Source organism: Massilia sp. 01N417 (genome assembly GCF_056399645.1).
Map to the genome: position 1 here is coordinate 182034 of NZ_JBFTRS010000004.1, position 15778 is coordinate 197811.

The window sequence follows — 15778 nt, forward strand, 5'->3', positions numbered from 1 at the left end:
CCGGAGATCCTTCATGATGCGCGCTTTCCTCCTCGCCGCCGCCCTGCTGCCCGCCGCCGTGCAGGCCCAGGACGTGTACAAATGCTCGCACGAGGGCAAGACCAGCTACACCGACCAACCCTGCGTGCAAGGCGCGTCGAAAGCCCTGCCGCCACCGCCGGCCGGCATCTCGATCTCGGACCAGATCGGTCTGCAGGGCGGCGACGCCCGCACCCTGCTGGAACTGGAAAAGGCCCGCATCGCCCGCGACAAGGCAGCCGAGAAGCAGGGCCGCGTCGAGGTCCGCCAGGCCAGAGCGGCCCAGGCCCAGCGCAAGAAATGCGACAAGCTGCGCCTGCGCCGGAAGTGGGCGGAAGAAGACCTGGCGCGTACCGCGCATGGGCCGAAGCATGAGGCGGCGGGCATCAAACTGAGGCGCCAGGCCGAGGCCCTGGCGGTGGAATGTCCGGCCTAGGGCTGCTGTCGCGCTGGCTGCTGTTCGGCGAGTGGCGCGCGCATCCGATGCGCGCCCTGCTGGCCGTGGCCGCGATCGCGGTCGGCGTCGCCATGGGCTTCGCCATCCACCTGATCAATGCCGCCGCCTTCAATGAATTCTCGGCCGCCATCCAGAGCCTGGCCGGCCAGGCCGACCTGCAGGTGAGCGGGCGCGAAGCCCAGTTCGACGAAAGCATCTATCCGCGCCTGGCCACCCATGAAGGCGTGGCACTGGCCTCGCCGGTGCTGGAACTCGACGCCGCCCTGGCCGGCAGGCCGGGTGCGCTGAAGATCGTCGGCCTCGACGCGCTGCGCGCCGGCTACGTCTCGCCCGACCTGGCCGGCGTCCCGCAAAAAGGACGCGGCGCCGACGTGCTGGCCGACGACACCCTCTTCCTTTCGCCGGCGGCCCAGAGCTGGCTCGGCGCGCAGGCCGGCGCCACCTTGCTGCTGCGCGCCGGCACGCAGGATGTGCCGCTGCGCGTGGCCGGCCCCATCCTGCGCGCCCGCAGCGGCCAGCGCCTGGGCGTGATGGACATCGGCGCCCTGCAGTGGCGCTTCCACCAGCTCGGCAAGCTGTCGCGGATCGACCTCAAGCTGCGCGACGGCGTCGACCGCGCCGCCTTCGAGCGCGGCCTGGCGCGCGAGCTGGAACGCGATTTCCCGGGGCGCTTCACGGTGGCGGCGCCGAACGACGCCAACCAGGAAAGCCGCAACAATAACCTCAGCCGCGCCTACCGCGTCAACCTGACGGTGCTGGCCCTGGTGGCGCTGTTCACCGGCGCCTTCCTGGTGTTCTCGACCCAGGCCCTGTCCGTGCTGCGGCGGCGCAGCCAGTTCGCGCTGCTGCGCGTGCTGGGCCTGCCGCGCCGGCTGCTGCTGCGCCAGGTGCTGGTCGAAGGCGCCAGCCTGGGCGTGATCGGTTCGCTTCTCGGGATCGGCGCCGGTTACGGACTGGCCGCCGCGGCGCTGGCCTTCTTCGGCGGCGACCTCGGCGCCGGCTACTTCCCCGGCGTGAAGCCGACCGTGCAATTCACGCCCGTCGCGGCGAGCGTGTTCTTCCTGCTCGGCCTGGGCGTGGCCCTGCTGGGCTGCGCGGCGCCGGCCTGGGAAGCGGCACGCGCCCGGCCCGCCGTCGCCCTCAAGTCCGGCAACGACGAGACTGCTTTGGCCCGCCTGGCGCGCATCTGGCCTTCGCTGCTCTGCCTCGGCGCGGCCGCGGCCTGCGCCTTCGCCCCGCCGGTGTTCGGGCTGCCGCTGTTCGGCTACTTTGCCGTGGCCCTGCTGCTGATCGGCGGGATCGGCCTGATGCCGCGCCTGGCGGCCAGCAGCTTCCGCTTGCTGAACCGGCTGCACATGCGGCGCGGCTCAGGGCATCCGGACCGCGCGCCGTCGCCGGTGCTGTCGCTGGCGCTGGCGCGGCTGGCGAATGCGCCGGGCCAGGCCTCGATCGCCCTCGGCGGCGTGCTGGCCAGCTTCAGCCTGATGGTCGCGATGGGCATCATGGTGGCCAGCTTCCGCATCTCGGTGGACGACTGGATGCTGCACATCCTGCCGGCCGACCTCTACGTGCGCACCGCCAGCGGCGGCAATACCGGCGGCCTCGGGCCCGCCGAACAGGCGGCGATCGCATCGCTGCCCGGCGTCGCCCGGGCGACCTTCCTGCGCACCCGCCCGCTGTCGCTCGATCCGGCGCGGCCGAACATCACGCTGGTCGCGCGCGACATCGATGCCGCCGATCCGGGCCGCCTGCTGGCCCTGGTCGGCGCGAGCGCCTCGGCGCCGGCCGGCGAACTGCCGGCATGGGTGTCGGAAGCCATGAGCGACCTGTACGGCATGCACGTCGGCCAGCGGATCGAACTGCCGCTGGGCGGCCGCAAGCAAGGCTTCTTCGTGGCCGGCGTCTGGCGCGACTACGCCAACCAGTCCGGTTCGGTGATCGTCAGGCTGGCGGACTACCGGCGCCTGACCGGCGATACCATCGTCACCGATGCCGCGCTGTGGGCCGCCGAAGGCAGCCAGACCGAGTCCATCGCCGCGCGGCTGCGCGCCCTGCCCTTCGGCGCCATCCTGCAGCTGGCCAGCCCCGGCGAGATCCGCGCCGCCAGCCTGCGCATCTTCGACCGCAGCTTTGCCGTCACCTATCTGCTGGAGGCGATCGCGATCGCGATCGGGCTGTCCGGCGTGGCCGCCACCTTCTCGGCCCAGACCCTGGCGCGGGCCCGCGAGTTCGGCATGCTGCGCCACGTGGGCGTATCGCGCGGCCAGGTGCTGCGCATCCTGGCGCTGGAGGGCGGCTCGCTGACCGTGCTGGGGGTGGCCACCGGCTTCGCCCTCGGCCTGCTGATCAGCCTGATCCTGGTCTACGTGGTGAACCCGCAATCCTTCCACTGGACCATGCAGCTGCACCTGCCCTGGGCATTGCTCGGGAGCGTGGCCGCGGTGCTGGTGGCGGCCTCGGTCGCCACCGCGCTGGTGTCGGGCCGCTATGCGCTGTCCGGCGGGCCGGTGCGGGCGGTGAGGGAGGACTGGTGATGCGCCTGCTCCGCCTTCTGCTCCTCGCGCTGTCGATGCTGGGCGGCGCCGCCAATGCGGGCCCGCCGCAATTCGCGCCGGTGACGCCCGGCCGCACGCTCCAGTTCCCGCAGGACTACGGCGCCCATCCCGAGCACCGCACCGAATGGTGGTACGTGACCGGCTGGCTGAACACGCCGGACGGCAAGCCGCTCGGCTTCCAGGTGACCTTCTTCCGCAGCCGCACTGAACACGACCCGGATAATCCCAGCGCCTTCGCCCCCAAGCAGCTGGTGATCGGCCACGCCGCCCTGTCCGATCCGGCCGCCGGCCGCCTGCTGCACGACCAGCGCAGCGCGCGCGAAGGCTTCGGCCTGGCCTGGGCGAAGACCGGCGATACCGACGTCAAGCTCGAAGACTGGCGCATGCGGCGGGCGCCGGACGGCCGCTACCTGGTCTCGGTGCGCGGCGCCGAACTGGCCTTCGAGCTGCAGCTCGCGCCGACCCAGCCGCTGCTGCTCGAAGGCGAGGCCGGTTTTTCGCGCAAGGGCCCGCAGGCCGGGCACGCCAGTTATTATTACAGCGAGCCCCACCTGGCGGTGTCGGGCACGGTGACCAGCAAGGGCAAGCCGCTGGCAGTCAAGGGCACTGCCTGGCTCGACCACGAATGGTCCAGCCAGGTGCTGGACACGAATGCGGCCGGCTGGGACTGGACCGGGATCAATCTCGACGACGGCGGCGCCCTGATGGCCTTCCAGATCCGCGCCAAGGATGGCGGCAAGCTGTGGGCCCACGCGACCCTGCGCGACGGCGCCGGCCGCCTGAGCCAGTACGGCCCGGACCAGGTCGGCTTTGCGCCGCAGGTGCACTGGAAATCGCCGCGCACCGGTGCCACCTACCCGGTGGCGGCCACGATCACGACCGGCACGCTGCGCTGGCAGCTGAAGCCATTGCAGCCGGACCAGGAACTCGACTCGCGCCGCTCGACCGGCGCGGTGTACTGGGAAGGCGCGGTGACGGTGGAGCGCGACGGCCGCCCGCTGGGCCGCGGCTACCTCGAACTGACCGGTTACCTCGACCCGATGAAACTCTGAACCACCCCGACAACAAGAAGCCAAGAGACATGAGCAAGCGTCCTACCGATTCAAATAAAAACGATAACGTCAGCCGCAAGGGCACCTTTGCCGCCCTCGCCGGCCTGTTTCCCTTCCTGCGCCCCTACCGCCGCCAGTTCGTGCTGGCCGGGATCGCCCTGCTGGTCGCCGCCGGCGCCACCCTGGCCATTCCCTACGCCTTCAAGCAGATGATCGACCACGGCTTCGGCGCCGCGGCCGGCGGCAAGAGCATCGCCAACGTCAACGCCACCTTCCTCGCCCTGTTCGGCGTGGCGGCGGTGCTGGGGGTGGCGACCGCCGCCCGCTTCTACATGGTGTCCTGGCTGGGCGAGCGCGTCACCGCCGATATCCGCAGCGCCGTCTACTCCCACGTGGTCCGGCAAAGCCCCGAATTCTTCGAGACCACCCGCACCGGCGAAGTGCTGTCGCGCCTCACCACCGACACGACGCTGATCCAGACCGTGGTCGGCACCAGCATCTCGCTGGCCCTGCGTAATAGCCTGCTGTTCGTGGGCGGACTGGCCATGCTGTTCGTGACCAGCGCCAAACTCACCTCCATCATCCTCGGCCTGCTGGTGCTGGTGGTGGTGCCGATCGTGCTGTTCGGCCGCCGCGTGCGCAAGCTGTCGCGCGATTCCCAGGACCGCATCGCCGACGCTTCCGCGCTGGCGGGCGAAATCCTCAACGCCATGCCGACCGTGCAGTCCTTCACCGGCGAGCGGCGCGAGGCCCAGCGGTTCGGCACCTCGGTCGAACACGCCTTCCACACGGCGATGCGGCGCATCCGCGCGCGCTCCATCCTCACCATGCTGGCCATCGTGCTGGTGTTCGGCGCCATCGTCTTCGTGCTGTGGATGGGTGCGCACGCGGTGCTGGAAGGCCGGATGACGGGCGGCGACCTCGGCCAGTTCATCCTGTATGCCTCGATCGTCTCCGGCGCGGTCGGCGCCCTGTCCGAAGTGATGGGCGAGGCCCAGCGTGCGGCCGGCGCCGCCGAGCGCCTGCTGGAGCTGCTGGCCCTGCGCTCCAGCATCGAGAGCCCGCTGCAGCCGAAGCCGCTGCCGGCGCGCCAGGCCGCGGGCAGCTCGCTGCAGCTGGCCGGCGTCGGCTTCTCCTATCCCTCGCGCCCGGACCACGCTGCGCTGTCCCACCTCGACCTGGCCATCAAGCCTGGCGAGACGGTCGCCATCGTCGGCCCGTCCGGCGCCGGCAAGACCACCCTGTTCCAGCTGCTGCTGCGCTTCTACGATCCGCAATCGGGCGCGATCCTGCTGGACGGCGTCGACATCCGCGACCTCGACCTGCACGTGCTGCGCAACGCGATCGGCATCGTGCCCCAGGACACGGTGATCTTCTCGGCCAACGCGATGGAGAACATCCGCTACGGCCGTCCGGAGGCCAGCGATGCGGAGGTGATCGCGGCGGCGAAGATGGCGGCCGCCCACGAATTCATCGAGCGCCTGCCCGAGGGCTACGGCTCCTACCTGGGCGAACGCGGCGTGCGCCTGTCCGGCGGCCAGCGCCAGCGCATCGCGATCGCGCGGGCGCTGCTCAAGAATCCGCCGCTGCTGCTGCTGGACGAAGCCACCAGCGCCCTCGACGCCGAATCCGAGCGCCTGGTGCAGAGCGCGCTGGAAGCGGCGATGGTCGGCCGCACCACCCTCATCATCGCCCACCGCCTGGCCACCGTGCAGCGCGCCGACCGCATCATCGTGATGGAAGACGGCCGCATCGTCGAGACCGGGACCCACGCCTCGCTGGTCGCGCTGGGCGGCATCTATGCGAACCTGGCGGCGCTGCAGTTCCATCACGTGCAAGTGGCACATTGAATCCGGGCGGCCCTAGCGACTAACCATGCATTGCTCGCATTTTTGTTGCAGGAATACGTCGAGGTCGTGACATTGGAGTAGTTTCCCTAAAGATACTTCCAGTATCATAGGGAAACTCCATCCCCTCCCCACGATTCATGAAAAAGCGCATGTTCGACGTCTCGAGCTGGTCGGTCGGCTCGAAGATCACCGTATTCACCTTCGCCCTCGTCAGCCTGATCCTCGCAGCACTCGTCACCGCCAACAGCTGGACCACCTCGAGCCTGCTGCACGAGCGCGCGGTCGTCAGCGTCAAGGCGGAGCTGAGCAGCGTCGCGGCCACGGTCGAGATGTTCGACAATGCGGTGTCCAGCGAGGCGGCCAGTTTCGGCAAGATCTTCGCCGCCGGCCTGCCGGGCGAATTCAGCGTCGACACCGCCAACACCGTCGACATCGGCGGCAAGCGGGTGCCGCTGCTGAAGAACGGCGACGCCACGCTCAACCTCGACTTCAGCGCCCCCGACCGCTTCACCCGCGAGACCGGCGGCAACGCCACCATCTTCGTGGCCAGCGGCGACGACTTCATCCGCGTCACCACCTCGGTGCGCAAGGAGAACGGCGAGCGCGCGGTCGGCACCGTCCTCGACCACGCCAGCCCGGCCTATGCCCGCCTGCGCGCCGGCAAATCCTACGTCGGCCTGGTCACCCTGTTCGGCAAGCAGACCATCACCAGCTACCAGCCTGTCCTGGATGCCGCTGGCAAGGTCATCGCCGTGCTGTACGTGGGTATCGACATCAGCGCCGAACTGGCCAAGCTGAAGGAGCACATCAAGACCATGAAGGTGGGCGAGACCGGCTACTTCTATGTGCTGAACGCCGCCCCCGGCAAGAACTACGGCGAGCTGATCGTCCACCCGACCGACGAAGGCAAGAACCTTCTCGGCAACCGCGATGCCGGCGGCCGCGAATTCGTGCGCGAGATGCTGGAATCGAAGGAAGGCCTGACCGTCTATCCGTGGCAGGGCGACGGCGACGCCAGGCCGCGCAAGCGCGTGGTGGCCTATACCCTGTTCAAGGACTGGAACTGGCTGATCGCCGGCGGCACCTACGAGGACGAGATCGTGCGCGAAGCGAACCGCCTGCGCGACCGCGCCATCCTCACCGGCCTGGCCGCGCTGGCGATCTTCGCCGTGATCCTCAACGCCGTCCTGAAGCGCACCGTCACCCGTCCGCTCTCCGAAGCCCGCGACGCCGCCGTGCGCATGGCCCAGGGCGACCTGACCGTCACCGTGAACGCCGGCCGCCGCGACGAGATCGGTCGCCTGGCCGATGCCATGAACGAGATCGGCAAGGGCCTGTCGAGCGTGGTCGGCCAGGTGCGCAGCGGCGCCGAGCAGATCGCCAACGCGTCCAGCGAGATCTCGTCCGGCAACCTCGACCTGTGCGCCCGCACCGAACAGCAGGCTGCGACCCTGGCCGCCACCGCCAACGCGATGCAGGACCTGACCGAAACCGTACGCCGCAACGCCGGCGACGCCCACCAGGCCAACCAGCTGGCGGTGAACACCTCGATGGTGGCGCAGGAAGGCGGCCGCATGGTGAGCCAGGTGATCGCGCGCATGGAAGCGATCAAGCAGTCGTCCGGGCGCATCGCCGACATCATCGGCGTCATCGACGGCATCGCCTTCCAGACCAATATCCTGGCCCTGAACGCGGCGGTCGAAGCCGCGCGCGCCGGCGAGCAGGGCCGCGGCTTCGCGGTCGTGGCCGCCGAGGTGCGCAACCTGGCCCAGCGCTCGGCCGCGGCGGCCAAGGAGATCAAGGGCCTGATCCAGGCCTCGGGTGCCGAGGTGGACGCGGGCAGCAGCCTGGTACAGGAAGCCGGCACCACCATGGCGGAGGTGCTCGGCAGCGCGGAGCAGGTCACCGCCATCATGGGCCGCATCAGCGCCGCCAGCCACGCGCAGGCCGGCGGCATCGAGAACGTCAACCGCTCGATCGGCGAGATGGACCGCGTCACCCAGCACAACGCCGCGCTGGTCGAGGAAGCCAGCGCCGCCGCCCAGGCCATGCGGGAACAGGCCGGCCAGCTGGCGCGCGCGGTGCGCCTGTTCACGCTCGACCCGGCCGAGGCCGCCGGGGCCGCCCTTTCGGGTCCCGGCAGTTCGGTGTAGAGTGGCGCGGTTGACAAGACCGATCCACTGGAGTCCCCCTTGAGCGATACCGAACTGCTTGCACGCTGCACCACCGTCCTCCCCGGCCACCGCGCCCGCCGCCCGGCCGAGATGTTCTCCGCCATGGCCGCCTGGTGCGAAGCCAAGGGCATCCAGCACGACGTCTACGGCGAAGGCGCCGTGGTGCAGGATTTCGAACGCAAGGTGGCCGAGCTGCTCGGCTTCGAGGCGGCCGTGTTCTGCATCTCCGGCACCATGACCCAGGTGACCGCCCTGCGCCTGGCGGCAATGGACCGTGGCAATGCGCCGGTGGCCCTGCATCCGACGTCGCACATCTTCGTGCACGAGCAGTCGAATTACCAGCTCTTGAACCACTTCGATGCGCTGTCGGTCGGCGAGCGCCACCGTCCATGGACCGCTGCCGACATCACCGGCATTCCCGACCGCCTGTCCGCCGTCGGCCTCGAAATCCCGATGCGCGAGATCGGCGGCCAGCTCTCCGGATGGGACGAACTGCAGGCCATCAAGGCCCACTGCCGCGCGAACCGCATCCACCTGCACATGGACGGCGCCCGCCTGTGGGAAGCCGCGGCCGGTTATGGCCGCCCGCTGGCCGAGATCGCGGCCGGCTTCGATTCGGTCTACGTCTCGCTGTACAAGGGCATCGGCGGCGTGGGCGGCGCGATGCTGCTGGGGACGCGCGAGTTCGTGGCGCGCGCCGCCAAATGGTTCGCGCGCCAGGGCGGCAAGCTGGTGCACCAGAGCCCCTACGTGGTGGCGGCGGCCATGCAGTTCGACGCGCGCCTGGCCAGCATGCCGGCCCTGTTCGAGCGCACCCGCTTCGTGTACGAGGTGCTGGCCGAGCATCCTGTCCTGAAGGTCAATCCGGCGGCGCCCCAAGCCAATATGCTGCACGTGCACCTGCCGGTCGGCCGCGAGCGCGCGCTCGAAATCCGCCGCAAGCTGGCGGCCGAGCACGGGCTGTGGATCTTCCACCGCATCAGCCACGGCGTGCTGCCCGACACCTCCTACTTCGAACTCTACGTGGGGGACAACCTGCTCGACACGCCGGATGGACGGGTGCGCGAAGCGGTGGCGCTGCTGGCGGCCGAGGTACAGGCGGCGATCGGTTAAAATGCCGGATCATCCATCCGCTTTATACCGACACTCCGATGCGCCAATACTCAGACCTGATGCGCCATGTACGCGACCATGGCGCGGTCAAGCTAGATCGCACCGGTACCGGCACGCGTTCCGTGTTCGGCTACCAGATGCGCTTCAACCTGCAGGACGGCTTCCCGCTGGTGACGACCAAGAAGGTGCACCTGAAGTCGATCATCCATGAACTCATCTGGTTCCTGAACGGTTCGACCAATATCGCCTACCTGAAGGAAAACGGCGTCTCGATCTGGGACGAGTGGGCCGACGAGAACGGCAACCTGGGCCCGATCTACGGCTACCAGTGGCGCAGCTGGCCGGCCCCGGACGGCCGGCACATCGACCAGGTCAGCCAGGTGCTGGACCAGATCAGGAACAATCCGGACTCGCGCCGCCTGATCGTCTCCGCCTGGAACGTGGCCGACGTGCCGCAGATGAAGCTGCCGCCCTGCCACGCCTTCTTCCAGTTCTACGTGGCCGACGGCAAGCTGTCCTGCCAGCTCTACCAGCGCAGCGCCGACATCTTCCTCGGCGTGCCCTTCAATATCGCTTCCTACGCCCTGCTGACCCACATGATGGCCCAGCAGGCCGGCCTGGAAGTGGGCGACTTCATCTGGACCGGCGGCGACTGCCACCTGTACTCGAACCACATGGAACAGGTCGAGCTGCAGCTCGCGCGCGAAGAGCGTCCGCTGCCCAGGCTGGTCATCAAGCGCAAGCCCGATTCGCTGTTCGACTACAGGTTCGACGACTTCGAGGTGGTCGGCTACGATCCGCATCCCGCGATCAAGGCCCCGGTGGCGGTGTAATCCATGGCTAAACAAATCACCCTCGTGGTCGCAATGGACGCCCAGCGCGGCATCGGCGTCGACAACCAGCTGCCCTGGCACCTGCCGGAGGACCTGGCCCACTTCAAGCGGGTCACCCTCGGGCATCCCATCATCATGGGCCGCAAGACCTTCGACTCGATCGGCCGCCCGCTGCCCAAGCGCCGCAACATTGTCGTCACCCGCAATGCGGGCTGGTCGCACGAAGGCGTCGAAGTGGCGGGATCGCTGCAGGAGGCCGTCGCCCTCGCCGGCACCGAACCCGCCAGCATCATCGGCGGCGCCCAGATCTTCCATGAGTCGATGGGCATCGCCGACCGCATGATCGTCACGCACATCGACGGCGTCTACCGCTGCGACACCTTCTTCCCCGAGATCGATCCGGCAACCTGGATCGAGACCGCGCGCGAGGAGCATCGCTCGGCCGATGGGGTGGCGTTTGCCTTCGTCACCTACGAGCGCAGGAAGTAAGCTCGGCCACAAGAGTGCGCCACGATCGGTCCAGTCTGGTTAACCTAGCAAAAATTTTTGCACGGGACCGGAAGTTTTCTGCGAAAATCCGCTTCTCAATTTTTACGGTGCCGTGCCCGGCCATCTCCGCCTGAGGAAGATGGGGTGCACGGCGCTTCGCTTTGGAGCTGTCCATGAAATTTCGATTCCCTATCGTCATCATTGACGAGGACTTCCGTTCCGAGAACACCTCGGGCCTCGGCATTCGCGCGCTGGCCGCCGCGATGGAAAAAGAAGGCATGGAAGTGCTGGGCCTGACCAGCTACGGCGACCTGTCCCAGTTCGCCCAACAGCAGTCGCGCGCCTCGGCCTTCGTGTTGTCGATCGACGACGAGGAATTCGGCGGCGGGACGCTCGAAGAGACCAATTTCGCCCTCAGCGCGCTGCGCGCCTTCGTGCAGGAGATCCGCCACAAGAACTCGGACATCCCGATCTACATCTACGGCGAGACCCGCACCAGCCGCCACATCCCGAACGACATCCTGAAGGAGCTGCACGGCTTCATCCACATGTTCGAGGACACGCCGGAATTCGTGGCGCGTCACATCATCCGCGAAGCGAAAGCCTACCTGGACAGCCTGGCGCCGCCCTTCTTCCGCGCCCTGGTCAACTACGCCAACGACGGCTCGTATTCCTGGCACTGCCCCGGCCACTCGGGCGGCGTCGCCTTCCTGAAATCGCCGATCGGCCAGATGTTCCACCAGTTCTTCGGCGAGAACATGCTGCGCGCCGACGTCTGCAACGCGGTCGAGGAACTGGGCCAGCTGCTGGACCACACCGGCCCGGTCGCCAAGTCCGAGCGCAACGCCGCCCGCATCTACAACGCGGATCACTGCTACTTCGTCACCAACGGCACCTCGACCTCGAACAAGATGGTCTGGCACTCGACCGTCGCGCCGGGCGACATCGTCGTCGTCGACCGTAACTGCCACAAGTCGATCCTGCACTCGATCATCATGTGCGGCGCGATCCCGGTCTTCCTGATGCCGACCCGGAACAACCTCGGCATCATCGGCCCGATCCCGCTGGAAGAGTTCTCGCCGGAGTCGATCCGCAGGAAGATCGAGGCGAACCCCTTCGCCCGCGAAGCCAAGAACAAGAAGCCGCGCATCCTGACCATCACCCAGTCGACCTACGACGGCGTGGTCTACAACGTCGAGACCCTGCGCGAACTCCTGGACGGCAAGATCGACACCCTGCACTTCGACGAAGCCTGGATCCCGCACGCGACCTTCCACGACTTCTACAAGAACATGCACGCGATCGGCCGCGACCGCCCGCGCGCCAAGGAGTCGATGATCTTCTCGACCCAGTCGACGCACAAGCTGCTGGCCGGCCTGTCGCAGGCATCGCAGGTGCTGGTGCGCGAATCCGAGACCGTCAAGCTGGACCAGGATGCCTTCAACGAGGCCTACCTGATGCACACCTCGACCTCGCCGCAGTACTCGATCATCGCGTCCTGCGACGTCGCCGCGGCGATGATGGAAGCGCCGGGCGGTACCGCCCTGGTCGAAGAGTCGATCTACGAATCGCTGGACTTCCGCCGCGCGATGCAGAAGGTCGACGAAGAGATCGGCGACGACTGGTGGTTCAAGGTCTGGGGCCCGCAGGTCACCAGCGAGGAAGGCATCGGCACTCAGGCCGACTGGATGATCCATGCCGAGGACACCTGGCACGGCTTCGGCAAGCTGGCCGAAGGCTTCAACATGCTGGACCCGATCAAGGCCACCGTGGTGACCCCGGGCCTGGCGCTGGACGGCTCCTTCGACGATTCCGGCATCCCGGCCTCGATCGTGACCAAGTACCTGGCCGAGCACGGCGTGATCATCGAGAAGTGCGGCCTGTACTCCTTCTTCATCCTGTTCACGATCGGCATCACCAAGGGCCGCTGGAACACCCTGGTCACCGCCCTGCAGCAGTTCAAGGACGACTACGACCGCAACCAGCCGATGTGGCGCATCATGCCGGAGTTCACCTCGGCCAACCCGCGCTACGAGTCCTGGGGCCTGCGCGACCTCTGCCAGCAGATCCACGACTTCTACAAGTCGCGCGACGTGGCCCGCCTGACCACCGAGATGTATTTGTCGGACATGATCCCGGCGATGAAGCCGTCGGACGCCTTCGCCAAGATGGCGCACCGCGAGATCGAGCGCGTGGCGATCGAAGACCTGGAAGGCCGCATCACGGCCATCCTGCTGACGCCTTACCCGCCGGGCATCCCGCTGCTGATCCCGGGCGAGCGCTTCAACAAGACCATCGTCGACTACCTGCGCTTTGCGCGTGATTTCAACGAGCGCTTCCCGGGCTTCGAGACCGATGTGCACGGCCTGGTCAAGCGTGAGGTGGATGGCAAGCTGGGGTATTTCGTCGACTGCGTGAAGCAGGACTGATTTCCCTGCCCGACGCCAAGGAAATCCCGGAGCCTTCCGGGATTTTTTTTGGCGCTGTTCACGCCAAGTGTGGAATCTTTTCCGTCAGCCTGCGGTCCAATGTCGACCTGAACCGTTGACGGAGGCTCCATGCAAGCACGGCAGTTCGAACAGTTCCTGCAACGCCTGTCCAGCCTGACCCGGCGGCAACGCGACCGCCTGCTCGCCCTGCTGCAATCGGCAGCCGGCCTCGACCGCGTTCTCGAGATCGTCGAGCAGCCCGCCGCGCCGCTCTGTTGCCCGCACTGCCAGGCCAGCAAACCCTATCGTCACGGTCACGCACATGGACTGCAGCGCTACCGCTGCCGCAATTGCCGCCGCACCTTCAACCTGCTCAGCGGCACGCCGCTGGCCCGGCTGCGCTACAAAGGGCATTGGCTCGACTACCTCGGCGGCATGCTCGACTCCCGCAGCGTGCGCCGCGCGGCGCGCGAGATCGGCGTGGCCAGCGCGACCAGTTTTCGATGGCGTCACCGCTTCCTGGCCTTGAGCAAGGATGACCGCCCGCAGCGCTTGAGCGGTATCGCCGAAGCCGATGAGATGTATGTGCTCGAATCGCACAAGGGTTCCCGACATCTCACTCGTCCACCACGAAAGCGCGGCGGCAAGGCGACAAAGCGTGGGATATCGAACGAGCAGGTGTGCATCCTCGTCGCACGCGATCGCAGCGGCCAGACCATCGACGCCGTGACCGGCAAGGGCAGCGTCAGCAAGCGTCAGCTAGTAGAGCACCTGGGGCCGCGCCTTGAACGTGACGTGCTGCTGGTGACCGATAGCCATGCGGCCTATCCGGAATTCGCGCGGGAGCTCGGGATCTCACATGAAGCCATCAACGCGAGCGCCGGCGAAAGAAGGCGCGGTGCGCTGCACATCCAAAACGTCAACGCCTATCACAGCCGGATGCGCGCCTGGCTGGTGCCATTTCGCGGCGTCGCCAGCCGTTACCTGGACCATTACTTCGGCTGGCGCTGGGCGCTGGACGGGCAGCGCATCGCCAGCTCCGACGCCTTTTTGAGAGCGGCGCTCGGCAGGTTCAACACTTAGCGCGAACAGCGCCTTTTTTTTGCCTGTTCGCGTCCGATTGATGCATCCCACATGCGGGCCTGGTTCGCACAGTATCGTTGACGCGGGTGCGCGACCGGCGCCGTGCGCACCCGGCGCTTGTCCCGCCAAACGATGTGCGCCCGCAGCGATTCCATTGGAGGTAACGACATGAACGAAGGCCTGCAGGACAATAGCAAGCACGCGGAATTTCTCACCAGGCTCAACAAGCTCGACTTCGGTCCCCTGACCCATAAGCTCATGCACCCTGAAGACCGGCCGGGCCTGTCCTTCGAACAATCCCTCGACGCCGTCAAGAAATACAAGGGCTTCCTGTTCCTGTGCCATGCGAATCCGGGAAAGACCCTGTCGCCGTCGCGCTATGTGGATCACGTCTGGCATAGCCACATGGCGGACTCGGAACTGTATATGGTGCAGACAAGTATGCTGTTCGGCCATTTCCTGCACCATTTCCCCTACTTCGGGAAGCGCGGCGAAAGTGACCGTGCCGATCTGTTCGCCGCCGCCGAATTCACGAGGCAGCAGGCGGAGTACCACTTCGGCTGGAATCTTGCGGGCTGGTGCGGCAACGAGCCGCAGTTCAGGCCGCGGCCCGGACACCCCGATCCCACCGATCTGCTGTCCGTGCTGCTGCCGACCGGTACCGACTTCTCCGAGATGAGCGGCAATCCGGACAAGGTCACCATCCAGGCCGGAAATTTCAGGCACACCATCCAGCATCTCAGCTTCGACCCGGCGTCCATTTTCAGCTCGCGCTGGACCGAGATCGAGCGCATCCTCAAGCACAGCTGGGGCACGGCCTGCATGCCCGCTGAGCTCAACCAGCTGAACGAAATCTATGCACTGCGCAGCGCCGAGAGGCTCGAGGAAATCGCAGGGAGCCTGGCGGCCCTGAGACCGATACCGCAGGGCTACACGAACGCCCTGGTCGATTTGCAGGCCAGCGCCCCGGCCCAGCGGGTCAGCCAGTAGCACGCATGCCCCCGGTCCCGGTCTCAAGCAAGGACCGGGGTGTACCAGCTACAACCGCCGGCTATTCGCCGGCAAGTAAAAAGGAGGCCGCAGCCTCCTTTGATTTGATACATTTTTTCGTACCTGCTCTTGAAAACCGTATCAGGTCTTCGGCAAGGTCACGCCATGCTGACCCTGGTACTTGCCGCCACGGTCCTTGTACGAGGTCTCGCAGACCTCGTCGCTCTCGAAGAACAGCACCTGGGCGCAGCCCTCGCCCGCATAGATCTTGGCCGGCAGCGGCGTGGTGTTCGAGAACTCCAGGGTCACATAGCCTTCCCACTCCGGCTCGAAAGGCGTCACGTTGACGATGATGCCGCAGCGCGCATAGGTCGACTTGCCCAGGCAGACCGTCAGCACGTTGCGCGGAATGCGGAAGTACTCGATGGTGCGGGCCAGCGCGAAGGAGTTCGGCGGGATGATGCAAACGTCGCTTTTCACGTCCACGAAAGAGTTCGAATCGAAGTTCTTCGGATCGACGATGGTGCTGTTGATGTTCGTGAACACCTTGAATTCGTCGGCGCAGCGGATGTCGTAGCCGTACGACGAGGTACCCCAGGAGATGATCTTGCGGCCTTCGTTTTCCCTGACCTGTTTGGCCGAGAAAGGCTCGATCATGCCGTGTTCTTCCGCCATCCGGCGGATCCATTTGTCGCTTTTGATGCTCATCGCAGGGCTTTCCGGTGAATGAATATT

At 67.0% G+C, this 15778-nt stretch carries 12 protein-coding genes; 11 read left to right on the top strand and 1 reads right to left on the bottom strand.

The window, feature by feature from the left end:
• Positions 1-13 precede the first annotated feature (13 nt).
• The 11 genes from AC1DOQ_RS06215 (at position 14) to AC1DOQ_RS06265 (ending at position 15043) form a co-directional block, all read left to right on the top strand.
• Positions 14-454: a DUF4124 domain-containing protein gene (locus AC1DOQ_RS06215; protein WP_477361275.1), complete on the top strand. Its 441-nt coding sequence runs from the start codon at positions 14-16 to the stop codon at positions 452-454.
• Positions 442-3009, top strand: coding sequence for an ABC transporter permease (locus AC1DOQ_RS06220; RefSeq protein WP_477361277.1), 2568 nt, complete (start codon positions 442-444; stop codon positions 3007-3009). The genes AC1DOQ_RS06215 and AC1DOQ_RS06220 overlap by 13 nt, the downstream gene beginning before the upstream one ends.
• Positions 3009-4082: a lipocalin-like domain-containing protein gene (locus AC1DOQ_RS06225; RefSeq protein WP_477361524.1), complete on the top strand. Its 1074-nt coding sequence runs from the start codon at positions 3009-3011 to the stop codon at positions 4080-4082. Before AC1DOQ_RS06220 ends, AC1DOQ_RS06225 begins: the two co-directional genes overlap by 1 nt.
• 29 nt (positions 4083-4111) lie before the next feature.
• A complete protein-coding gene (locus AC1DOQ_RS06230; RefSeq protein WP_477361279.1) occupies positions 4112-5932 on the top strand; it encodes an ABC transporter transmembrane domain-containing protein in 1821 nt (606 codons plus the stop codon).
• A gap of 137 nt (positions 5933-6069) precedes the next feature.
• A complete protein-coding gene (locus AC1DOQ_RS06235) occupies positions 6070-8085 on the top strand; it encodes a methyl-accepting chemotaxis protein (RefSeq protein ID WP_477361281.1) in 2016 nt (671 codons plus the stop codon).
• A gap of 39 nt (positions 8086-8124) precedes the next feature.
• A complete protein-coding gene (locus AC1DOQ_RS06240; RefSeq protein ID WP_477361283.1) occupies positions 8125-9219 on the top strand; it encodes a threonine aldolase family protein in 1095 nt (364 codons plus the stop codon).
• A gap of 38 nt (positions 9220-9257) precedes the next feature.
• On the top strand, positions 9258-10052 hold the full coding sequence (gene thyA, locus AC1DOQ_RS06245; RefSeq protein ID WP_477361285.1) for a thymidylate synthase: 795 nt from the start codon (positions 9258-9260) through the stop codon (positions 10050-10052).
• A gap of 3 nt (positions 10053-10055) precedes the next feature.
• Positions 10056-10541, top strand: coding sequence for a dihydrofolate reductase (locus tag AC1DOQ_RS06250; protein WP_477361287.1), 486 nt, complete (start codon positions 10056-10058; stop codon positions 10539-10541).
• A 173-nt stretch (positions 10542-10714) separates the two neighbouring features.
• Complete coding sequence (locus AC1DOQ_RS06255) at positions 10715-12970, top strand: Orn/Lys/Arg family decarboxylase (protein ID WP_477361289.1); 2256 nt, start codon at positions 10715-10717, stop codon at positions 12968-12970.
• 129 nt (positions 12971-13099) lie between these two features.
• Entirely contained in the window at positions 13100-14053 is a 954-nt protein-coding gene (locus AC1DOQ_RS06260; protein WP_477361291.1) for an IS1595 family transposase, read from the top strand.
• Between the two features lie 168 nt (positions 14054-14221).
• A complete protein-coding gene (locus AC1DOQ_RS06265) occupies positions 14222-15043 on the top strand; it encodes a glycine-rich domain-containing protein (protein ID WP_477361293.1) in 822 nt (273 codons plus the stop codon).
• A gap of 141 nt (positions 15044-15184) precedes the next feature.
• Here AC1DOQ_RS06265 and dcd read toward each other — a convergent pair whose 3' ends face one another.
• Positions 15185-15751, bottom strand: a complete 567-nt coding sequence (dcd, locus tag AC1DOQ_RS06270; protein WP_442122044.1) for a dCTP deaminase — start codon at positions 15749-15751, stop codon at positions 15185-15187.
• Positions 15752-15778 lie beyond the last annotated feature (27 nt).

What these genes read in the sequence shown, in the direction of transcription:
- AC1DOQ_RS06235 (WP_477361281.1), top strand. Translation starts at nt 6,070, where the DNA reads ATGAAAAAGCGCATGTTCGACGTCTCGAGCTGGTCGGTCGGCTCGAAG.
- AC1DOQ_RS06265 (WP_477361293.1), top strand. Translation starts at nt 14,222, where the DNA reads ATGAACGAAGGCCTGCAGGACAATAGCAAGCACGCGGAATTTCTCACC.
- AC1DOQ_RS06260 (WP_477361291.1), top strand. Translation starts at nt 13,100, where the DNA reads ATGCAAGCACGGCAGTTCGAACAGTTCCTGCAACGCCTGTCCAGCCTG.
- AC1DOQ_RS06225 (WP_477361524.1), top strand. Translation starts at nt 3,009, where the DNA reads ATGCGCCTGCTCCGCCTTCTGCTCCTCGCGCTGTCGATGCTGGGCGGC.
- dcd (WP_442122044.1), bottom strand. Translation starts at nt 15,751, where the DNA reads ATGAGCATCAAAAGCGACAAATGGATCCGCCGGATGGCGGAAGAACAC.
- AC1DOQ_RS06230 (WP_477361279.1), top strand. Translation starts at nt 4,112, where the DNA reads ATGAGCAAGCGTCCTACCGATTCAAATAAAAACGATAACGTCAGCCGC.
- AC1DOQ_RS06250 (WP_477361287.1), top strand. Translation starts at nt 10,056, where the DNA reads ATGGCTAAACAAATCACCCTCGTGGTCGCAATGGACGCCCAGCGCGGC.
- AC1DOQ_RS06255 (WP_477361289.1), top strand. Translation starts at nt 10,715, where the DNA reads ATGAAATTTCGATTCCCTATCGTCATCATTGACGAGGACTTCCGTTCC.
- AC1DOQ_RS06215 (WP_477361275.1), top strand. Translation starts at nt 14, where the DNA reads ATGATGCGCGCTTTCCTCCTCGCCGCCGCCCTGCTGCCCGCCGCCGTG.
- thyA (WP_477361285.1), top strand. Translation starts at nt 9,258, where the DNA reads ATGCGCCAATACTCAGACCTGATGCGCCATGTACGCGACCATGGCGCG.
- AC1DOQ_RS06220 (WP_477361277.1), top strand. Translation starts at nt 442, where the DNA reads ATGTCCGGCCTAGGGCTGCTGTCGCGCTGGCTGCTGTTCGGCGAGTGG.